15 protein-coding genes are annotated in these 16,696 nt (G+C 36.7%); 12 read left to right on the top strand and 3 right to left on the bottom strand.

What is annotated here, in order from left to right; all coding sequences use genetic code 11:
- Window positions 1-152 precede the first annotated feature (152 nt).
- The gene (locus BALCAV_RS09855; protein WP_003324797.1) at window positions 153-836 is read left to right on the top strand and encodes a YhcN/YlaJ family sporulation lipoprotein; all 684 of its coding nucleotides are present in this window, start codon (window positions 153-155) and stop codon (window positions 834-836) included.
- Between the two features lie 62 nt (window positions 837-898).
- On the opposite strand, the gene BALCAV_RS09850 is transcribed toward BALCAV_RS09855, so the two are convergent.
- Window positions 899-1,456, bottom strand: coding sequence for a hypothetical protein (locus BALCAV_RS09850; RefSeq protein WP_003324796.1), 558 nt, complete (start codon window positions 1,454-1,456; stop codon window positions 899-901).
- Window positions 1,457-1,575: 119 nt separating this feature from the next.
- Here BALCAV_RS09850 and BALCAV_RS22270 point away from each other — a divergent pair, with 119 nt between their 5' ends.
- The gene (locus BALCAV_RS22270; protein ID WP_160173399.1) at window positions 1,576-1,731 is read left to right on the top strand and encodes a hypothetical protein; all 156 of its coding nucleotides are present in this window, start codon (window positions 1,576-1,578) and stop codon (window positions 1,729-1,731) included.
- A 476-nt stretch (window positions 1,732-2,207) separates the two neighbouring features.
- Entirely contained in the window at window positions 2,208-2,408 is a 201-nt protein-coding gene (gene cspD, locus BALCAV_RS09845; protein ID WP_003324794.1) for a cold-shock protein CspD, read from the top strand.
- Window positions 2,409-2,540: 132 nt separating this feature from the next.
- Here the strand turns inward: cspD and BALCAV_RS09840 are convergent, their stop codons facing one another.
- Window positions 2,541-4,082, bottom strand: a complete 1,542-nt coding sequence (locus BALCAV_RS09840; RefSeq protein ID WP_003324793.1) for an AbgT family transporter — start codon at window positions 4,080-4,082, stop codon at window positions 2,541-2,543.
- A gap of 353 nt (window positions 4,083-4,435) precedes the next feature.
- Window positions 4,436-5,251, bottom strand: coding sequence for a PRC-barrel domain-containing protein (locus BALCAV_RS09835; RefSeq protein WP_003324119.1), 816 nt, complete (start codon window positions 5,249-5,251; stop codon window positions 4,436-4,438).
- 176 nt (window positions 5,252-5,427) lie between these two features.
- Between BALCAV_RS09835 and BALCAV_RS09830 the strand changes: the two genes are divergently transcribed.
- From BALCAV_RS09830 to BALCAV_RS09790, 9 genes are all read left to right on the top strand, one after another.
- On the top strand, window positions 5,428-5,862 hold the full coding sequence (locus BALCAV_RS09830) for a MarR family winged helix-turn-helix transcriptional regulator (protein ID WP_003324118.1): 435 nt from the start codon (window positions 5,428-5,430) through the stop codon (window positions 5,860-5,862).
- A 2-nt stretch (window positions 5,863-5,864) separates the two neighbouring features.
- Window positions 5,865-6,845 carry a ring-cleaving dioxygenase gene (locus BALCAV_RS09825; RefSeq protein WP_003324117.1) on the top strand — a complete coding sequence of 327 codons (981 nt, stop codon included), beginning with the start codon at window positions 5,865-5,867 and terminating at the stop codon, window positions 6,843-6,845.
- A gap of 24 nt (window positions 6,846-6,869) precedes the next feature.
- Entirely contained in the window at window positions 6,870-7,472 is a 603-nt protein-coding gene (locus BALCAV_RS09820; protein ID WP_003324116.1) for an alpha/beta hydrolase, read from the top strand.
- Window positions 7,473-7,668: 196 nt separating this feature from the next.
- Complete coding sequence (locus BALCAV_RS09815) at window positions 7,669-9,708, top strand: penicillin-binding transpeptidase domain-containing protein (RefSeq protein WP_003324115.1); 2,040 nt, start codon at window positions 7,669-7,671, stop codon at window positions 9,706-9,708.
- 76 nt (window positions 9,709-9,784) lie between these two features.
- On the top strand, window positions 9,785-10,315 hold the full coding sequence (locus tag BALCAV_RS09810; RefSeq protein ID WP_003324114.1) for a GNAT family N-acetyltransferase: 531 nt from the start codon (window positions 9,785-9,787) through the stop codon (window positions 10,313-10,315).
- 1,052 nt (window positions 10,316-11,367) lie between these two features.
- Window positions 11,368-13,308 carry a hypothetical protein gene (locus tag BALCAV_RS09805; protein ID WP_040323843.1) on the top strand — a complete coding sequence of 647 codons (1,941 nt, stop codon included), beginning with the start codon at window positions 11,368-11,370 and terminating at the stop codon, window positions 13,306-13,308.
- Window positions 13,305-14,234 carry an ABC transporter ATP-binding protein gene (locus tag BALCAV_RS09800; protein WP_003322546.1) on the top strand — a complete coding sequence of 310 codons (930 nt, stop codon included), beginning with the start codon at window positions 13,305-13,307 and terminating at the stop codon, window positions 14,232-14,234. The genes BALCAV_RS09805 and BALCAV_RS09800 overlap by 4 nt, the downstream gene beginning before the upstream one ends.
- The gene (locus BALCAV_RS09795; protein ID WP_003322547.1) at window positions 14,231-15,097 is read left to right on the top strand and encodes an ABC transporter permease; all 867 of its coding nucleotides are present in this window, start codon (window positions 14,231-14,233) and stop codon (window positions 15,095-15,097) included. The genes BALCAV_RS09800 and BALCAV_RS09795 overlap by 4 nt, the downstream gene beginning before the upstream one ends.
- Window positions 15,098-15,127: 30 nt before the next feature.
- Window positions 15,128-16,693 (top strand): hypothetical protein, encoded by a 1,566-nt coding sequence (locus BALCAV_RS09790; RefSeq protein ID WP_003322548.1) that lies wholly within the window; start codon window positions 15,128-15,130, stop codon window positions 16,691-16,693.
- Window positions 16,694-16,696 lie beyond the last annotated feature (3 nt).

Here is a 16,696-nt window from a genome sequence, read left to right as displayed (position 1 = left end):
ATAAAAAATGAAAAGAAAGACTTTCTAAAAAAAAAGTCATTAACTGCTAAAAATAGAAGTGTTTCGACAATGATTAGCCCTATTATAGCCTTAATTTACCTCAGTGTTTTGTAGATAATTGGAGCAAAATATAGGTAGAGAGGAGGGATAAATTGAGAACAACCATCTTGATGATGTCAATGATATTGTTCGTTGTGCTAACAGGTTGTGTGTTGGAGCAGCAACGACCGCTTGGGGCTAAAAGCGACCCCGATCTAACGTTTAGCGGAGTGGGCACTAATGAAATGAGAAGTCATGAAGGTCCGATTACAGATATGCTTGTTCCTGATAATACTGTTTTAGGTTTAACAAAGGGCAAGCCGCCTTATCAAACAGGATCATTAGGGTATAAACGTAATATAGGAATAACGGAAAAAGGGACCAATTGGAATGGACTGATGAATAATCGTCCAGGTCTCATAAAGAAATTGTATCCACCTGATCAAAGCTATTTATTAGAGAGAAAACGAGGCATGGGAATACAGCAAATGGGACTAGATGCAACAGAACAGTTAAAATCGTCTATTTTATCGTTAGAAACAGTGGAAGATGTGCATATTATTGAAACAGACGAGCAAATGTTAATTGGAATTGAATCAAGTGAAGCGAATAATGATAAGTTAACCCGTAGTGTTCGTGAGGAAATTCAAGTTGATTCAATAGATAAGGAAGTGTTTATTACGTCAAAACGTTCGATTATTAATCGGATGGAAGCATTTGAAAACGGGGAACAAGCTGGCTGGCCATTTCGTTCTTTTAAAGGAATGGTTGCCGAAATGCAGGAACTATTCAGATAAATAAAGAGGACCAGCCGATGATTTCAATCATAAATTATCTGTGCTGGTCCTTTATTTTTTCATTAATAAATACCAAATTCTTCAGTGACTGAAAACCATTCACGTTCTAATGATTTATAATTGATAATTGCGTTTTCATAATGCACCCGAGCAGAATGATACTGTTTCGTATCGATTGGGGCACGCATGTCCATCAAAATGCGGTCTAATACGTCTAATTCAACGAGTAGACTTAAGTGAATTTCGTGAAAACCATTAAACGCTTTAGGTCGCTCTGTATTGATTAATTCTACGGTTTGGCTTCTAATTTCAGCTAATGCTTGTTGAAACGATTGGAGGGCATCTGTTTCATTGTTAGGGTTTTCAAAAAAGAATGCATGATTTTCAAGATAGGAAATGACATTACTTAAATATTGACCTGATTTGTCAGCGTAAAAAATCATTTGCTCATCCGCTAAGCCCTTACGTCGGTTTTGATCTTTATCGCTAGCTACACCTTGAAAACCTAATGGGCGTTCATTCTTTTGAGAATCTTCGATCATTTGTGATTCAGAATCGACTTGACAAGCGGCTAAAGGGAGCAAGAAGGCGATAAGTAGAAAAGTGAAGCATTTTTTCAAGATAAATCCTCCTTATAACAATAGATAAGTATAGTATGAATTAAAGAAACAGAACTTATGCATCTTTCTTCATAGATACTCATAAATTGTTAAAAGTGATGATATAAGGAGGAAGTGCCATGATTGCTTTTTTTCTTGTTTTAATTGCTCTCTTTTTTTGTTTATTTGCCTTTTCACTATTATGGGGGAATCGAATAATAGAAGGAATTGAAGCTAGGTCTGGAAAAGAAGCAGATGAAATGCTGCAAATAATTGAAGCGAAAATGAAAAAATAAAAAGCTTGAAATGCCTGTTATTACAGGTGTTTTTTATTTGTTTCGAAAACTGTATTAAAACAGTTTTAAAAAACACTTCACTTTTATAATACAACTGTGTATAATGAAATTAAGCAAATAAATAGAATAAATAAAAAATAGGAGGTTTTATCATGAATCATAATGCAGAGAAACCAAAAAATGAACAAGAGGAACCGACGATTTTAGAGATGATTAATGACTATTATAGTAAAAATTAATTTAAACATGGCTGGAGAATAGCCTACTCCAGCCATGACTTCTAATGGAAAAAGATTTGCATTTCATGCTTCAATATGCTAATATGGCTATATCAATTAAACATTTTTTGAATATTGTTCACATTTTATAAGGAGAAAAGAAACGTCTTTTTTCGTTATAATATGTGAAATGCTGATTTACCCAGATTGTAAAGACGATGAACATATTAAGTAAACAAACAGAATGGAGTTTTTTGCATGCAAACAGGTAAAGTAAAATGGTTTAACGCTGAAAAAGGTTTCGGTTTTATCGAAGTAGAAGGCGGAAACGATGTATTTGTTCACTTTAGTGCAATTACTGGTGAAGGTTTCAAATCTTTAGACGAAGGCCAAGCAGTTGAGTTCGAAATCGTTGAAGGCGATCGTGGACCACAAGCAGCTAACGTTGTTAAATTATAATTAACTTCTACACGATCTCATTCGAGGTCGTGTTTTTTAATAGCATTCAAAATAATTTCATGTACCATATTTCTTTATAAAAATAATCGGATAAAATAAAAAGCACTCACGGCTGTGAATGCTTTTTATTTATTAAGGATAATAAATCGGGGAAGCTGGTCCAATATTAATCCCAAGTGCCATCCAGATAAATAACATCGCCGTCCAGATGACGGTAAAGACAATCGCGTATGGAAGCATAACAGAAATTAATGTTCCAATTCCCATTTTTTTATCATACTTTTGAGCGAAAGCGATTATAATCGCAAAATATGGCATTAATGGTGAAATGACATTTGTAGTTGAATCAGCTACTCGGTAAGTAAGCTGAGTGAATTCAGGAGAATACCCTAAACCCATCATAATTGGAATAAAAACAGGTGCCATGATTGCCCATTTTGCAGAAGCACTTCCAACAAATAAATTAATGAGCATTGTAATAGCCATAAAGCCTAGTAGCAGTGGAATGCCTGTTAAATTGACACTATCAAGAAACTCTGCTCCATAAACTCCAAGAACGATGCCCATATTTGTTTCATTAAAAAAGGCAACGAATTGACCAGCTGTAAATGCTAAAACGATAAACATTCCCATGGAAGCCATTGTATCGGAAAGTTGGCTTGCCACATCTTTATCGCTTTTGATGTTTTTCATTAAAATCCCATAAACTAAACCTGGAATTAAGAAGACGAATAAAATAAGGATTCCGAGAGAGTTCATAAATGGTGATTGAACGATCGGATTATCACCATCTCCACGCATTGGTCCCCATTCAGGAACGACTAACAGAGAAAGAACCCCAACTGTTAACAGCATGGCAAGTCCAGACCATGTTAAGGCGCGTTTTTCAGGTTTTGATAAATATTGAATGTTTTCCTCGGCTTCTTGGTCTTTGTTTGCTTTGTATTTTCCTAAGCGAGGTTCAACAATTTTTTCGGTTACATATGTTCCAGCAGCAGTGATAACAAAAACAGAAACAATAAGGAAATACCAGTTCATCGCAATGTTTATATCTGCAGCATAAGCAGGGTCATATGTAGCGGCTGCTTGACGCGTTAATTCTCCAAGCATTGGATCAGTGGCGGTAATAAATAAGTTGGCTGCAAAACCACCTGATACTCCGGCAAAGGCAGCGGCCATACCAGCAAGTGGATGTCGTCCAATCGCAATAAATAATAAAGCTCCTAGTGGTGGTAACACGATGTAACCTGCATCAGCAGCTAAACTCGACATGATCCCAGCAAAAACAAGAGCAGCTGTAATTAAACGTTTTGGAACAGAGGTTACGAGTCCTCTTAATGCGGCGCTAATAAGCCCACTTCTTTCAGCAATTCCAATTCCGAGCATCGTTGCAAGTACAATACCTAACGGAGCAAAGTTAATGAAGTTATTGACCATTTCACTAACCATATAGTTGATACCATCAGCAGAAAGTAAGTTTTTAACTTCTAAAATTTCTCCTGGTTCAGCTGGATTATCCACTGAGACATTTAAGCTAGATAAAACAGCAGAAAGACCGACGACTATAAGTGCCATAATGGCAAATAATGTTATAGGGTGGGGAAGCTTATTTCCGACCACTTCTACAAAGGTCAAAAATCGGTTAAACAGCGATTTTTTCTCTTGGTTGTCCATCGTAATAAAAACACTCCTCATAATAGATAATATTTTCAGACTAATATAAATTATTTTAAGATAATGTCTGAAAATGACATGTGAACCATTGTACTATAATTTAACTTTTTTGACGTTTAAATTTCTCAAAAAAATAAAGTAAATGTTTTAGCAATCTTATTAAAAATTTGATAATTTAGTAAAAAGAGAAATTAAGAGATAGTTAGACTTGGTGCAAGCTGTAAAGAGAAGGACGCCATCCACTTCTGTTCCAATACATATAATGAAAGCCGGTGACATTTTAAACGAGTAAAATGTCACCGGCTTTTCATATCAAAGGTGGGTTTTGTCCAAGCCTCTTATCTTTTTAACTTTTACTTTGTAGATGAAGACATTTCCCAATAAGGGGTTATGTCGTAGTGTCTGTAAATTTGTTCTTCATGCTCACGTGTAAACGGTTGGTCGGCATTGTAATTAGGTCCATTTTCAATTAATTCTTTCTCAATGGAAACCGTTATCGTGCGGTCAAGATGGGAGATTTCCTTTAACATATCAACGGAAACAACGACTAGATCCTTAGATAGAAACCCACCTACATTAACGATAAAGTATCGTATTTCTGATGTGTCATAGTTCATAATACAATCTACTAATTGACCGACCTGTCCATTTTTTGCATGGATATGAAATTTATTTAAATGATCAAAACTTTGTAAAGTAGGTTCTTCAGTTGTTGATGTTGTTTCGTTCTCATCTGCACCTATGCTTGTTTTATCGAGTTCTCTCATAGGAGGTGTAGCCGGGGTGTAAGCAGTGCGTCCAACAAAGGAAGGTCCGGTTCCTGTAGGTATGGCTCCTGGTGCATGAAGCCAATAATGATCCCAGCCATAGTGGTCATTTAACCTTTTTTCAAACGAGCGAGAAAATGGTTCATGATCTTCAGGTTTTGGGCTGTTTTTAATTTGCTCCTTCGTCAAATTAACCGTTAGCGTTTTCTCAATAAAGTCAAGCTCTTCAAATGCTGCCATTCTCAGTAGCACTTGCCCTCCGATAAACCATTTTCTTGTATCAGCAACGACATAACGAATTTTAAATGTATCACTTTCGAAAATAAAATCATCAATGGATCCTAATTCATCATCTAGTGCTTTCATGGAATACTTTTTCAATTTACCAGCTTCTATTAACATAAGGGCCCAGCTCCTTTTAGTTATTTATGATCGTGCTTATTCTTCTTTAACCACCTTTCCTTTATTTAAAACATCCTTTTTATGAACAATTTTTTATTTAATAAAAAAAGTAAGTGAAAATCATTTACAAATTATTAGTTTAGTATTAAACTGATTGTAGTGGAGGTGATGAAATCGTGTTTCGAAAGCAAAGATTACCACTTTTATTATGGTTTCGTTTAGCTCGTATTTATAATAAAAGCAACCGAATGTCGTCCAAGTATTTATCGCAATGGAACTTAACGGTGTCTCAACTTGATTTATTAGCTCAAATCGGAGTCCATCAGCCAATTGCTCAAAAAGATTTGGCCGAAAAGTTATTTGTAACAAAAGGGAACATTACTCACTCGCTCCGAATTTTAGAAAATGCAGGTTTTGTTAGCAGAAAACAAGAATGGCGTACAAAGTATATTCAATTAACGGATAAAGGGGAACGATTATATGAAGAGGTCGTCCCGAAGCAAGAAGAAAAGCAAGCTCAAATCTTTTCCTCTTTAACAAAGGAAGAACAGAAAACTTTATTGGAATTATTAAAAAAGGTGGAAAAAAACCAACTAAACAGGAGTGATTGATAATGGAAAGAAAAAGTTTAATCGGAACTCACCATGTTTCTTCTCTAACAGCGAATGCCAAGGAAAACTACCGCTTTTATACGGAAGTATTAGGAATGCGACTCGTGAAAAAAACGGTCAATCAGGATGATACATCGGTTTATCACTTATTTTATGCGGACGAACGAGGAAATCCTGGAACGGATTTAACCTTTTTTGAGATTCCCCATGCGGGCAAAACTTATTATGGCAACAATGCGATTACATTAACGAGTTTAAGGGTACCAAATGATCAAGCATTAAATTTTTGGCAAGAAAGATTTGAACAATTTCAAGTAAAGTTTGAGCCGATTACAGAAGTGAACAAACGAAAAACACTTAAATTTTGGGATTTTGAAGGACAACGATTAATGCTCATATCAGATGAACATAATCAAGGGGTCGCTGGTGGGAAGGCTTGGGATAAAAGTCCAGTTCCAGTCGAATATGCGATTTATGGATTAGGACCGGTAACGTTGACCGTCCCCAAAAAAGAGACAACAGCAGCTGTTTTAAAAGAAGTCCTTGGCTTTAAGTTAGTTGGCGAAATTGCTCCTTTTGTCGAAGGGCAGGCAAATATTCAAGTATTTGAAACGGGTGAAGGTGGTACGGGAGCAGAAATTTATTTGGAAGAAAGAACGGATCTTCCACGTGAAAGGCCTGGAAGAGGCAGTGTTCATCATGTAGCCTTCCGTGTTGAAAATCAAGAGGAACTAGAAAAATGGGCTAACTTTATTTCTGGTGTTCGTCTTCCTAACTCAGGAACGGTTGAACGTTATTATTTCCGGTCCTTATATTTTAGAGAACCAAATGGGATTTTATTTGAACTAGCTACAGATGGACCAGGTTTTGAAGGGGACGAATCTTTTGAAACTTTAGGAGAAAATTTAGCCTTGCCACCATATTTTGAAGACAAACGAAAAGAAATCGAAGCTAAACTAGTGCCATTAAATACAAAGCAATAAAAATTGGAAAAGGAGGAGACAAAAATGAATCATATTTTTAAAAAAGGAAATCCAGATAAACCGACACTTGTCTTGTTACATGGAACGGGTGGGAATGAACATGATTTATTACCTATTGCCGAAATGATTGACCAAGAAGCGAGTGTTTTAGGGATACGTGGAAACGTGTTAGAAAATGGCATGCCGCGCTTTTTTAAACGATTAGCAGAAGGGGTCTTTGATGAAGAGGATTTAAAATTTCGCACGAAGGAATTAAACGATTATCTCACGCAAGCGGCAGATGATTATGAATTTGACCGTGAAAATGTGATCGCCATTGGTTATTCAAATGGAGCCAATATTGCCGCAAGTCTAATGTATCATTATAATGATGCGTTTAAAGGAGCGATTTTATTTCACGCGATGGTCCCATTAAAAAATATCGAGTTACCTTCACTAAAAGGAACCGAAGTATTTGTTGGGGCAGGAAAAAACGATCCGATAATTCCAGCAGAAAATACTCAACAATTAATTTCAGATTTAGAAAAAGCAGGGGCTCATTTGGAAGCATTTTGGACGAACGCTGGACACCAGCTCACTCGCGAAGAAGTAGAAGCAGCAAAAGAGTGGTATCAAAAATTAGTCTAAACTAAATCAAAGCATAAAGTGAAAATGAAGTTAAATTGAAACAATAGGAGGTGTCAAAAGGTCATTAAATGATCTTTTGATAGCCTCTTTTTTTCAAGTTGATCATTAATATAGAAACAAAAAAGATGAAATCTTCTAACTATCTCAAAAAGCATATGGTAAAATATAACTAAATATAATGAAGGGGAAGATGATAGTGCAAATAAAAATATGTAGGCTCTTTGTTTTAATGATTATTTCGATCGGATTGGTTGGCTGCAGTAATGACACACCTAATCCTGACGTGTTAGCAGAACAATTTTTGGAAGATTACGAGAGTCGAAATTATGAGGCTATTTATCCAATGTTAACAGAAGGTGTACATACGCAAATTTCTAAAGAGGATTTTATTAGCTGGTATGAAGAGACAGACGAAACGATTCAGGCATTAAATCGAATGCTTTCATTGGAAAAAGAGGAGGTGCCTGAGGAGGAAGAGGCTCCAGAAGGGGAACAATATTATCTTTATTCATTAGAAGTAGAAACAAATATTGGACTGTTAACGAATGAAGGCAGAGTTAAATTTGAATTAGTTGAAATGGAAGAGGGGCAAGAGTGGAAAATAGATTGGACTCCCGGATTGTTATTGCCACAAATGGATTATGGTGATGGAGTTCAATATACGCCGATCAACCCTATCCGTGGAGAAATTTATGACCGAAATGGTAAAGAGTTAGCGGTTAATGGAAAGCTTCTTCAAGTGGCAATGGTCCTTGGGCGAATGGAAGGAAAAGAAGAAGAAATGATAAAAAAGGCAGCAGAACTGCTTGATTTAAGCGAAGAATTTATTGAAGAAAAGCTTAATCAATCATGGGTACAGCCTGATCACTTAGTTCCAATTGTCGAATTAGTTTATGATGGAAATGAAGAGTTAATGGACATGTTGCAAGAGACGAGTACGGAAGGCTTAACCTTTCAGACCATTCCTGGTCGTCAATATCCACTAGGTGCAGCCGCTGCCCATTTAACAGGTTATCTCGGGAATATTCAGGCTGACCAACTCGAAGAATTAAAGGAAGAAGGCTATACGGAGAGCTCAAAAATTGGAAGAGCGGGTTTGGAAGCTTTATTTGAGAGTGAGCTACGAGGGCAATTAGGTGGAAAGATTTCCATCGTCGCTGAGGATGGTACAGAAAAGGATGTACTGGTGGAAAAAGAGGCGGTTGACGGGGAACAAATGACCTTATCGATTGATGCGGATATTCAAAAAATGGCCTATGATCAATTAAAAGATGAACATGGAACAAATGTGACGATGAATCCGGTCACAGGTGAAGTATTAGCTTTAGTGAGTATGCCGACTTATAATCCGAATGATTTTATTGTGGGGATTTCAACTGAGCAATTTAACGAACTGAATAATCACCCCGGTAAACCATTTATAGCGAAGTTTAATCAAAGCTTTACACCAGGTTCTACGATAAAACCGATTACTGCAGCAATTGCCTTAGAAAATGGTTGGGATCCGAACGCAAAAATTGATGTACCTGAAAATGATCGCTGGCAAAAAGATGATTCTTGGGGCAATCATTTTATCACCCGTGTTTCTGGTATTCCTTTAACCTCTCTTAATTTAAGAGAAGCAATGGTTTATTCTGATAACATTTATTTTGCCAAACTCGCCTTAGAAACAGGAGAGGCGGATATTGCATCAGGGCTCGAAGCATTTGGATTCGGAGAAAAGCTAGATTTTAGTACGAATTTAGCAACTTCTACTTACGCAAATGAGAATGGTTTAAATCGCGATGCCCTTTTAGCAGATACGGGGTATGGGCAAGGAGAATTACTCGTGAATCCATTACATTTAGCTGTCATGTTTACTACTTTTCTTCATGAAGGTTCGATGATACAGCCGACATTAGTGGCAAGTGAGCAAACGGGCTCTTTCTGGAAGGAGCAAGTCATTTCTACTGAAACGGCGAACACGGTCAAGCAAACGATTTTCGACGCTGTTCAAAATCAACATGCGACTGGTCATGTAGCTAATATTTCAACGATGAATTTAGCTGGTAAAACAGGAACAGCCGAACATAAATCAAGCCAAGAAGAAGAAGGTCCAGAAACAGGTTGGTTTATCGCTCTTAATGACGGAGAACCAGAAGTCTTATCGCTAATGATGATTGAAAATGTAGAAAATAAAGGCGGCAGTCGTTATGTAGCCGAAAAAGTGAAACAAGTATTAGAAGCGTTTAATTAATCAATGTTTAAGCTATGGACAAAAGGCCTTTGAAGTTTTCAGAGGCCTTTTGTTATGACAGATAGGAGGTTAGAGCATGACATTTAAACCAAAATCGTTTTCTTGCAAAGATTTAAACTTTAAAATTAGAGCTGCTGTTGAAACGGATGGAAAACATTTATCGGAATTAAGAGTTATAGTTGATAGGGAAACCGAAAACTTTGATAGAGAAAGTGGTGAAGATTTTATTAATATTATCTTAACTGAAACAAATGATAGCAATAGTCTATTTTTAGTTGCTGATGTTGATGATAAGATTGTTGGATTTATTAGAGCGAAAGGAAATAATTTAAAAAGAACCTCTCATAGAATTGAATTTGGAGTGGCCGTTTTAAAGGAGTTCTGGGGATATTCTATTGGGAAAAATCTTTTAACAGAAATGATAAATTGGGCGGATTCTAGTGGAATAAGGAAAATATCTCTTCAAGTTCTTGAAACTAATCAAAAAGCAATTAAGCTATATAAAAGTTTAGGCTTCAAAATTGAAGGTGTCTTGAAAGAAGATAAACAACTTACAAATGGTTATTACAATACTATCTTAATGGGGAGAATTAATACTGATAATTAGAAATACATAGTTATTAAACTACTTTTTTAATGATATAAAATTTGTTGAAAGTGAAAACGACCTTAACCTTTGGTCGTTTTATTCCTTTTTCAGATAGGAAACATTCAGTTGAAATCACCAATTTAATTTTTTTTACAAATAATTTCAAAAAAAGTGAAGTGTTTTTTGGCTTTGTGTCGTCTAATAAATAGATAGCAAATAAATGAACAAATATAGATTCATAATAATGGAAATTATGGTATATTTGTTGAGGTGAAATAGCTGTTTGATTAAACGAATATTCTAGCTACACCTGTTAGAAGCTCGAGAAAAATCGGTTCGTCTTATGAAGACAAAAAGCGTCTTCAGAAGCCGCCCCTAATTTTTTCTCACTTCTGACCGAACAGGCTTCGCTTTATATTCAATCTAGCTACGTCCGTTAGAAGTTCGAGAAAAATCGGTCTGCCTATAAAGTCAAAAAGCGACTTTTTAGTCAGCCCTGCCCACAGGACGTGGGTACAAGGCGTTGCGAGAGGACGTCGCGAACTTAGCGTTGTTCCTTAGTGTTCTCACTTCTAAGCAAACGGACTTCGCTTTATATTCAAGAGAGGAGATGTATTTGTGGATAGGAAACCAAAACTAGCAATCTGGATTTTAGTTTTATTTTTTTAGTCGTTTTATTTATTCCGATAACATTTGCGAATGCAGAAGGAGAAGAATCATTACATATTGAAACAAATGTTGGTTTTGAAGGGAAAATCTCAAGAGGAGGGGGGTTCCCGCTTGAATTAACACTCACAAATCAAGGAGAGGATCTTTCAGGTGAACTTGTTATTCGTACTTCACCTACATACAATACATATGGAAACCTTATTTTTCCATTAGACATTCCAGCAGGTGAAACCCGGACTTTATTAGTCACGATTCCTGGTTATGATTCTAGTTATTATTACGGACAAAATCAGCCAAGTGATATATCTTTTTATGAGTCGGGTTGGTCAAAAGGCAAGGAAATTAAAATAACAGGTAAAAAAACGATTACAGGTCAACAGTTAACTGATGACGCTACGGTTATGGGGATTTTGTCTAATGACCCAGATTCATTAAATTCATTAAAGTCAATGACAGTCTCACCAAGTGTTACAAAACCACAATTTGTAAATGTCGACCCTAAAATGATACCAGAAGATTATATCGGTTTAACGATGCTTGATTATTTGCTTCTTGATCAATTTTCATTAGCCGATTTAACCGACCGTCAGCAACAGGCAATTGAATCGTGGATTCAGTTTGGCGGACAGCTAATTGTTGGAGGAGATCCAGCGATCGTGCAAAAGAGTGGATTATTAAAAGACGCCTTACCGATGGGGGCTATGATTTCAACCGTTCGTGCAGATGCTTCTTTATTTAAGCAATTTAACGAAGAAGAATCTTACCCTGAAGAAAATGTTGCTTTATATATTGGTGAAGTAGAAGAGGGTGGTCAAGTAAATTACACGTCAGCCGAAAACTATCCAGTCGCTGTTCAAAAACGTTATGGCAGTGGGGAGATTATTCAACTCGCCTTTTCACCAAGCGAAAGTGCTTTTATTAATTGGGAAGGGAATACAGACGTTTGGAAAAGCTTATTCAATCAAGCTCTTGTGCAAAGAAATCATCAATATAATTCATCGATTTATGACAAGCTTAATTACACGATGACCGAAGTGAATAATATCTTTGCCAATTCAACGATTCCATTTGGGATTCTTGTTGCCGTCTTTTTTGGATACGTTCTGTTGATTTTTCCACTTCTTTTTATTTTTTTGAAAAAGCTTGATAAAAGAGAATATGCATGGTGGATTTTGCCTTCCTTATCGATTGTAATTGCTATAGGTTTGTTTGGCTTTGGGGCCAAAGATCGAATTGGACAACCGCAACTGAATGAATTTTCGGTCATGAAATTGCAGCCGAACAAACAAGCATATGGTTTTGCTAGTTTTGCTTTATTTAGCAATAATAGTGGTGATTATATGTTATCGATCAATGAGGAAACATTTGCAGGATTTCCATATTCAACGAATCAATATTCTTATAGAGGAGGCTATGAACAAGCTGGTCAGGATGTTCTATATAAAAATGCCGGTCAGTTGGATGTTTTATTTGAGGATGTCGAATATTGGGCCGTCCGTAATGTGACCGGGCCGATTGAAAAAGATGCCCAGATGGCCCTTACTCATGATTTAGTTGTTGTTGATAAAGAAGTGTCAGGTACGATTAAGAATGATACCGGTTACCAGATTGAAGAATTATTTTTCAAAACAGGAAATACGGAAGTATCACTTGGTCCAGTAGCGATCGGTGAAACAATTGAAGTTTCCTTTGAAGCAAAAAATCAAATTTTTGCAACGCCTACGAGCAATTATTATCATCAAACAAATGTTGATGATGACTTGGACTCGTACCGTAAAGACTCTTTAATGAAAGCCGCTTCAGAAAATGGCCTTTTTGATCAAGGGTTACCGGCCTTCATCGCGATAACTAATGACTCCATTTTTGATGTAGAAATTAAAGGGAAACCGTCTAAAAAGTCTTCGTATCATCTGCTCGTTCAGTCAGCACATATTGAGAGAGAAATGAGCGAAAGCTTTGATATTGAACTAAATGAGATTAGACCAGATGTTTATATGGAAAGTGGATATAGTTATTTAGATACTTACCCATTAGAAGAAGGAGAGAACTTCTTTTATGCGGATGCCGGCACGATTATGGTTGATTATCAATTACCACATGAAATATTTAATGAGAATGTTCAGTACACAGATTTAAAAATTACGGTAAAAAATCAAGTGAGTTATGAAATATGGAATGAAGAAAGTGGAGATTACGAATCATTAGAAAATGGCACAGAATTTGATAATCCTGAGCGATATATTAATGGAAATGGACATTTGTTATTTAGGATAACAAAAGCGGATATGCCGCATGACGTCTCCCTTCCTACTATCCAATTAAAGGGAGTGTTTGAAGAATGATTGAAACGATCCATTTAACGAAAAAATACGGGACATTTACGGCATTGGATGATTTAAACCTCTCGATTGGAGAAGGGACCGTTTTTGGTTTTGTTGGACAAAATGGGGCAGGAAAATCGACGACCTTTCAAATTTTAGCGACGTTAATGGCTCCAACTTACGGGACTGCTTATATTGATGGGGTTGATGTTTGTAAGGAACCTAGTCAAGTTCGGAGAAAAATTGGCTACATGCCAGACTTTTTTGGTGTGTACGATCAATTTCGAGCGGAAGAATATTTAGACTTTTATGGAGCGAGTTATGGGATTTCAGCAAGAGAAAGAAAAGAATTAATTCCGCAATTACTTGAGCTTGTCAATTTAAGTCATAAAGCAGACTCTTATGTCGATATTTTGTCACGTGGCATGAAGCAAAGACTTTGTTTAGCTCGTTCTTTAATCCATGATCCTAAAGTATTAATTTTGGATGAACCAGCATCAGGATTGGATCCAAGAGCTAGAATTGAGATGCGAGGAATCTTAAAAGAGTTAAAGACAATGGGCAAAACGATCATTATTTCTTCTCATATTTTGCCTGAGCTAGCAGAGATGTGTGATGAAATTGGTGTTATCGACCAAGGCTCATTAAAAGCACGTGGAACTGTAGCAGAAATCGAAAAGCAACTCCAAGCAAAAAGGCTTATTCAAGTTCAAATTGCTGATGCTATTGATGAGGCGAGACGTTTTTTTGAAGATCAAGCCTTTGTTAGTGAACTCGTTGTCAAAGACGGTAAACTTGAATTTCTTTTTACGGGGACGGAAGATAATCAAATTGAATTGTTAAGAAAAGCCGTAGCCCATCATTTATCACTTGTTAGTTTTAAACATGTTGAATCGAATATAGAAGATGTCTTTATGGAGATTACGAAAGGAGTGGAGGACTATTGAAATCTTTACTCATAAACCCTGTCTTAAATAAGGAAATAAAACTGCGCTTCCGCTCTATTAAAAGCTATATCGGTCTAGCTGCATATTTAGGAATTTTAGCGTTATTATCATTAGGTTTTATCGGCATTCAGTTAAGTAATGATATGTACGGAACATTTAGGCCGTATGAGAGCCAATTAATGTTTACCTTTTTAAGTATGTTTCAGCTTGCCTTAATTATCTTTATCACGCCTGGTTTAACAGCTGGAGTGATTAGCAGTGAGCGTGAAAGGCAAACGCTGCCGATTTTATTAACGACTGATCAAACGTCGGCCTCGATTATTTTAAGTAAATTATTTTCATCGATTGCTTTTTTGCTCGTTATCGTTTGTTCTAGTTTACCTTTATATATGATTGTCTTTTTATATGGGGGGATTTCACCAAATAAAGTCGTGCTTAGCTTTTTAATGTATATTTTTACGATGTTTGTGATTGGGGCGATTGGGGTTTTAGCTTCTACCCTTTTAAGAAAGACGATTATTTCGATTGTCACGGCTTATAGTTTAGCGTTTTTCTTAACGGGAGGCTTAGCTGTTTTGGCCGTGATCTTAGTCGATTTTAGTTATTATTATACGAATGTTAATCAAAGTTATCCATGGCCGTTTTTAATCGCCTCGATTAATATTCCGATTATGTTTTTTCATATATTAGAACCGAGTGTGCTTCCAGAACTTCAACGAATTGCTGGATTGAGCTTTTCACCGTGGATCGTCTTTTTTATTTTTTATGGTCTGTTATTTTTTGCCACGATCCTTGTGGCTATTAAGAAATTAAGACCTAAAATGAAAACAAAACCTTTTCCTGAAAGTAAACATGAACAATAAAAGAATCGTGGATAAAAGGGGGCAAAAACGATGAATGAAAAGGAACAATTTTTAAAATTATTACAGCCATTGGTGAGGCGATTGTTTCGTCTCCATTTTTATCACTTTATTGGATTGACTGTATTTTATACTTTAATGGCGGGTTTATGTGTAACGGTTCTTTCACGTTTTATTGTGATCCCTTTTATCCAGTATTACTACGTTAGTTTATTTGGAATGATGACACTTCTATGTTTTGTCTGGTTCATCCGAACAAAGCCGAAAAGAAAAGACGCCATCCACCGATTTGATGAGCAGGTTGGAGAAGAACGAGCGACGACTGCTTATTCATTTTTGGATGACATTCGTCCAATCACAAGTTGGCAGCGCCAAGATACAATTAAACGGATGAAGGAAAAAAACGAAAAGGTATGGAGTACGACCAAGCTCCAAATCAATGGGAAAAAAACATTAGTTGGCTTCCTTGCTATTGTGCTGATGACTTTTTCCTTTTTAATCCCAAGTCAATCGATGTTACTAGCAAAAGAAAAAGAAACGGAAAAAAAGATCAATGATGAAACGGAAGAGCAGCTGCATGACTTGGCTGAAAATGTTGATGAAGAAATAATTGAACAGTTAAAAGAAAAGATGAAAGAGCAAGCAACAACAGATGAAATGCTTGACGAAATTTTGAATGCGGAACAAAAGATAGAAGAGCTAAAGCAACAGCTTGCCATGGAGGAAAAACAAACTTTAGATGGACTGGAATCTGATGATTTACAAGCAATTAAAGAAACGTTAGAACAGAAAGACTCCTCTTCTTTAAAAGAACAGTTGCAGCAATTAGTTGACGAAGGGTTAACGGCTGCGATTGATGAATTGCAGCAAGCTTTTCAAAATGAACCTGTCGATTTTGAGGCAATGACAGAGGAAGAAAAGGAAAAATTCCTTGCCAGTCTAGAAGAGCAATTAAACGAATGGTTAGAAAACATCGAGAGCTTGGAGCAGTTGGTAGAGCTACAGCAAAATTTACAAGAACTTGCTCTCTCCCATCATCAATCGATGTCTCAAGCGGGTCTTGGGGGAAATCGCAACTTGTCCTTTAATCCATCACAACCGAATTCAAATGAAACAGCCCAATCGAATCAATCGAATGGATCGAGCTCAGACACAGATGGAGATTCATCTAATCAGGAGGGGACTGAAAACAATTCTTCTGATCAAAATGGTGAAGGTGAGGGTTCTGGCAATGGGCAAGGCAGTGGTTCAGGTAACGGAGCAGGGGCAGGAACTGGTGGAGCAAGTAGTGGTTCAGGTAACGGAACAGGTCTAGGAATGGGTAGTGGTGCTGGACAAGGGACAGGGACAAGAGAACTACTGACGATACCTGAACGAATCAATAGTGACGACAACACGGAAGGTGATTTCTCAGAACTCAGCGAAGGAGAAGGGGAAATTCAAGAAAGCGATCAAGTTCCAACAATGCGAGGAGAGGTCCGATCATATCAAGAAGTGTTAGGAGAATATGAGGCTGCTTATCGTCAAAGTGTTGAGCGTCAAGCACTCCCGACGCATTTGGAAGTCATTATTGAAAGCTATTTTTCTGAATTGAAATAAGAA

Origin of the sequence: Alkalihalobacillus alcalophilus ATCC 27647 = CGMCC 1.3604 (genome assembly GCF_000292245.2) — a bacterium.
In the GTDB taxonomy this organism is placed as follows: Bacteria; Bacillota; Bacilli; order Bacillales; family Bacillaceae_D; genus Alkalihalobacillus; species Alkalihalobacillus alcalophilus.
This window is presented reverse-complemented; position numbering and strand designations above follow the sequence as displayed.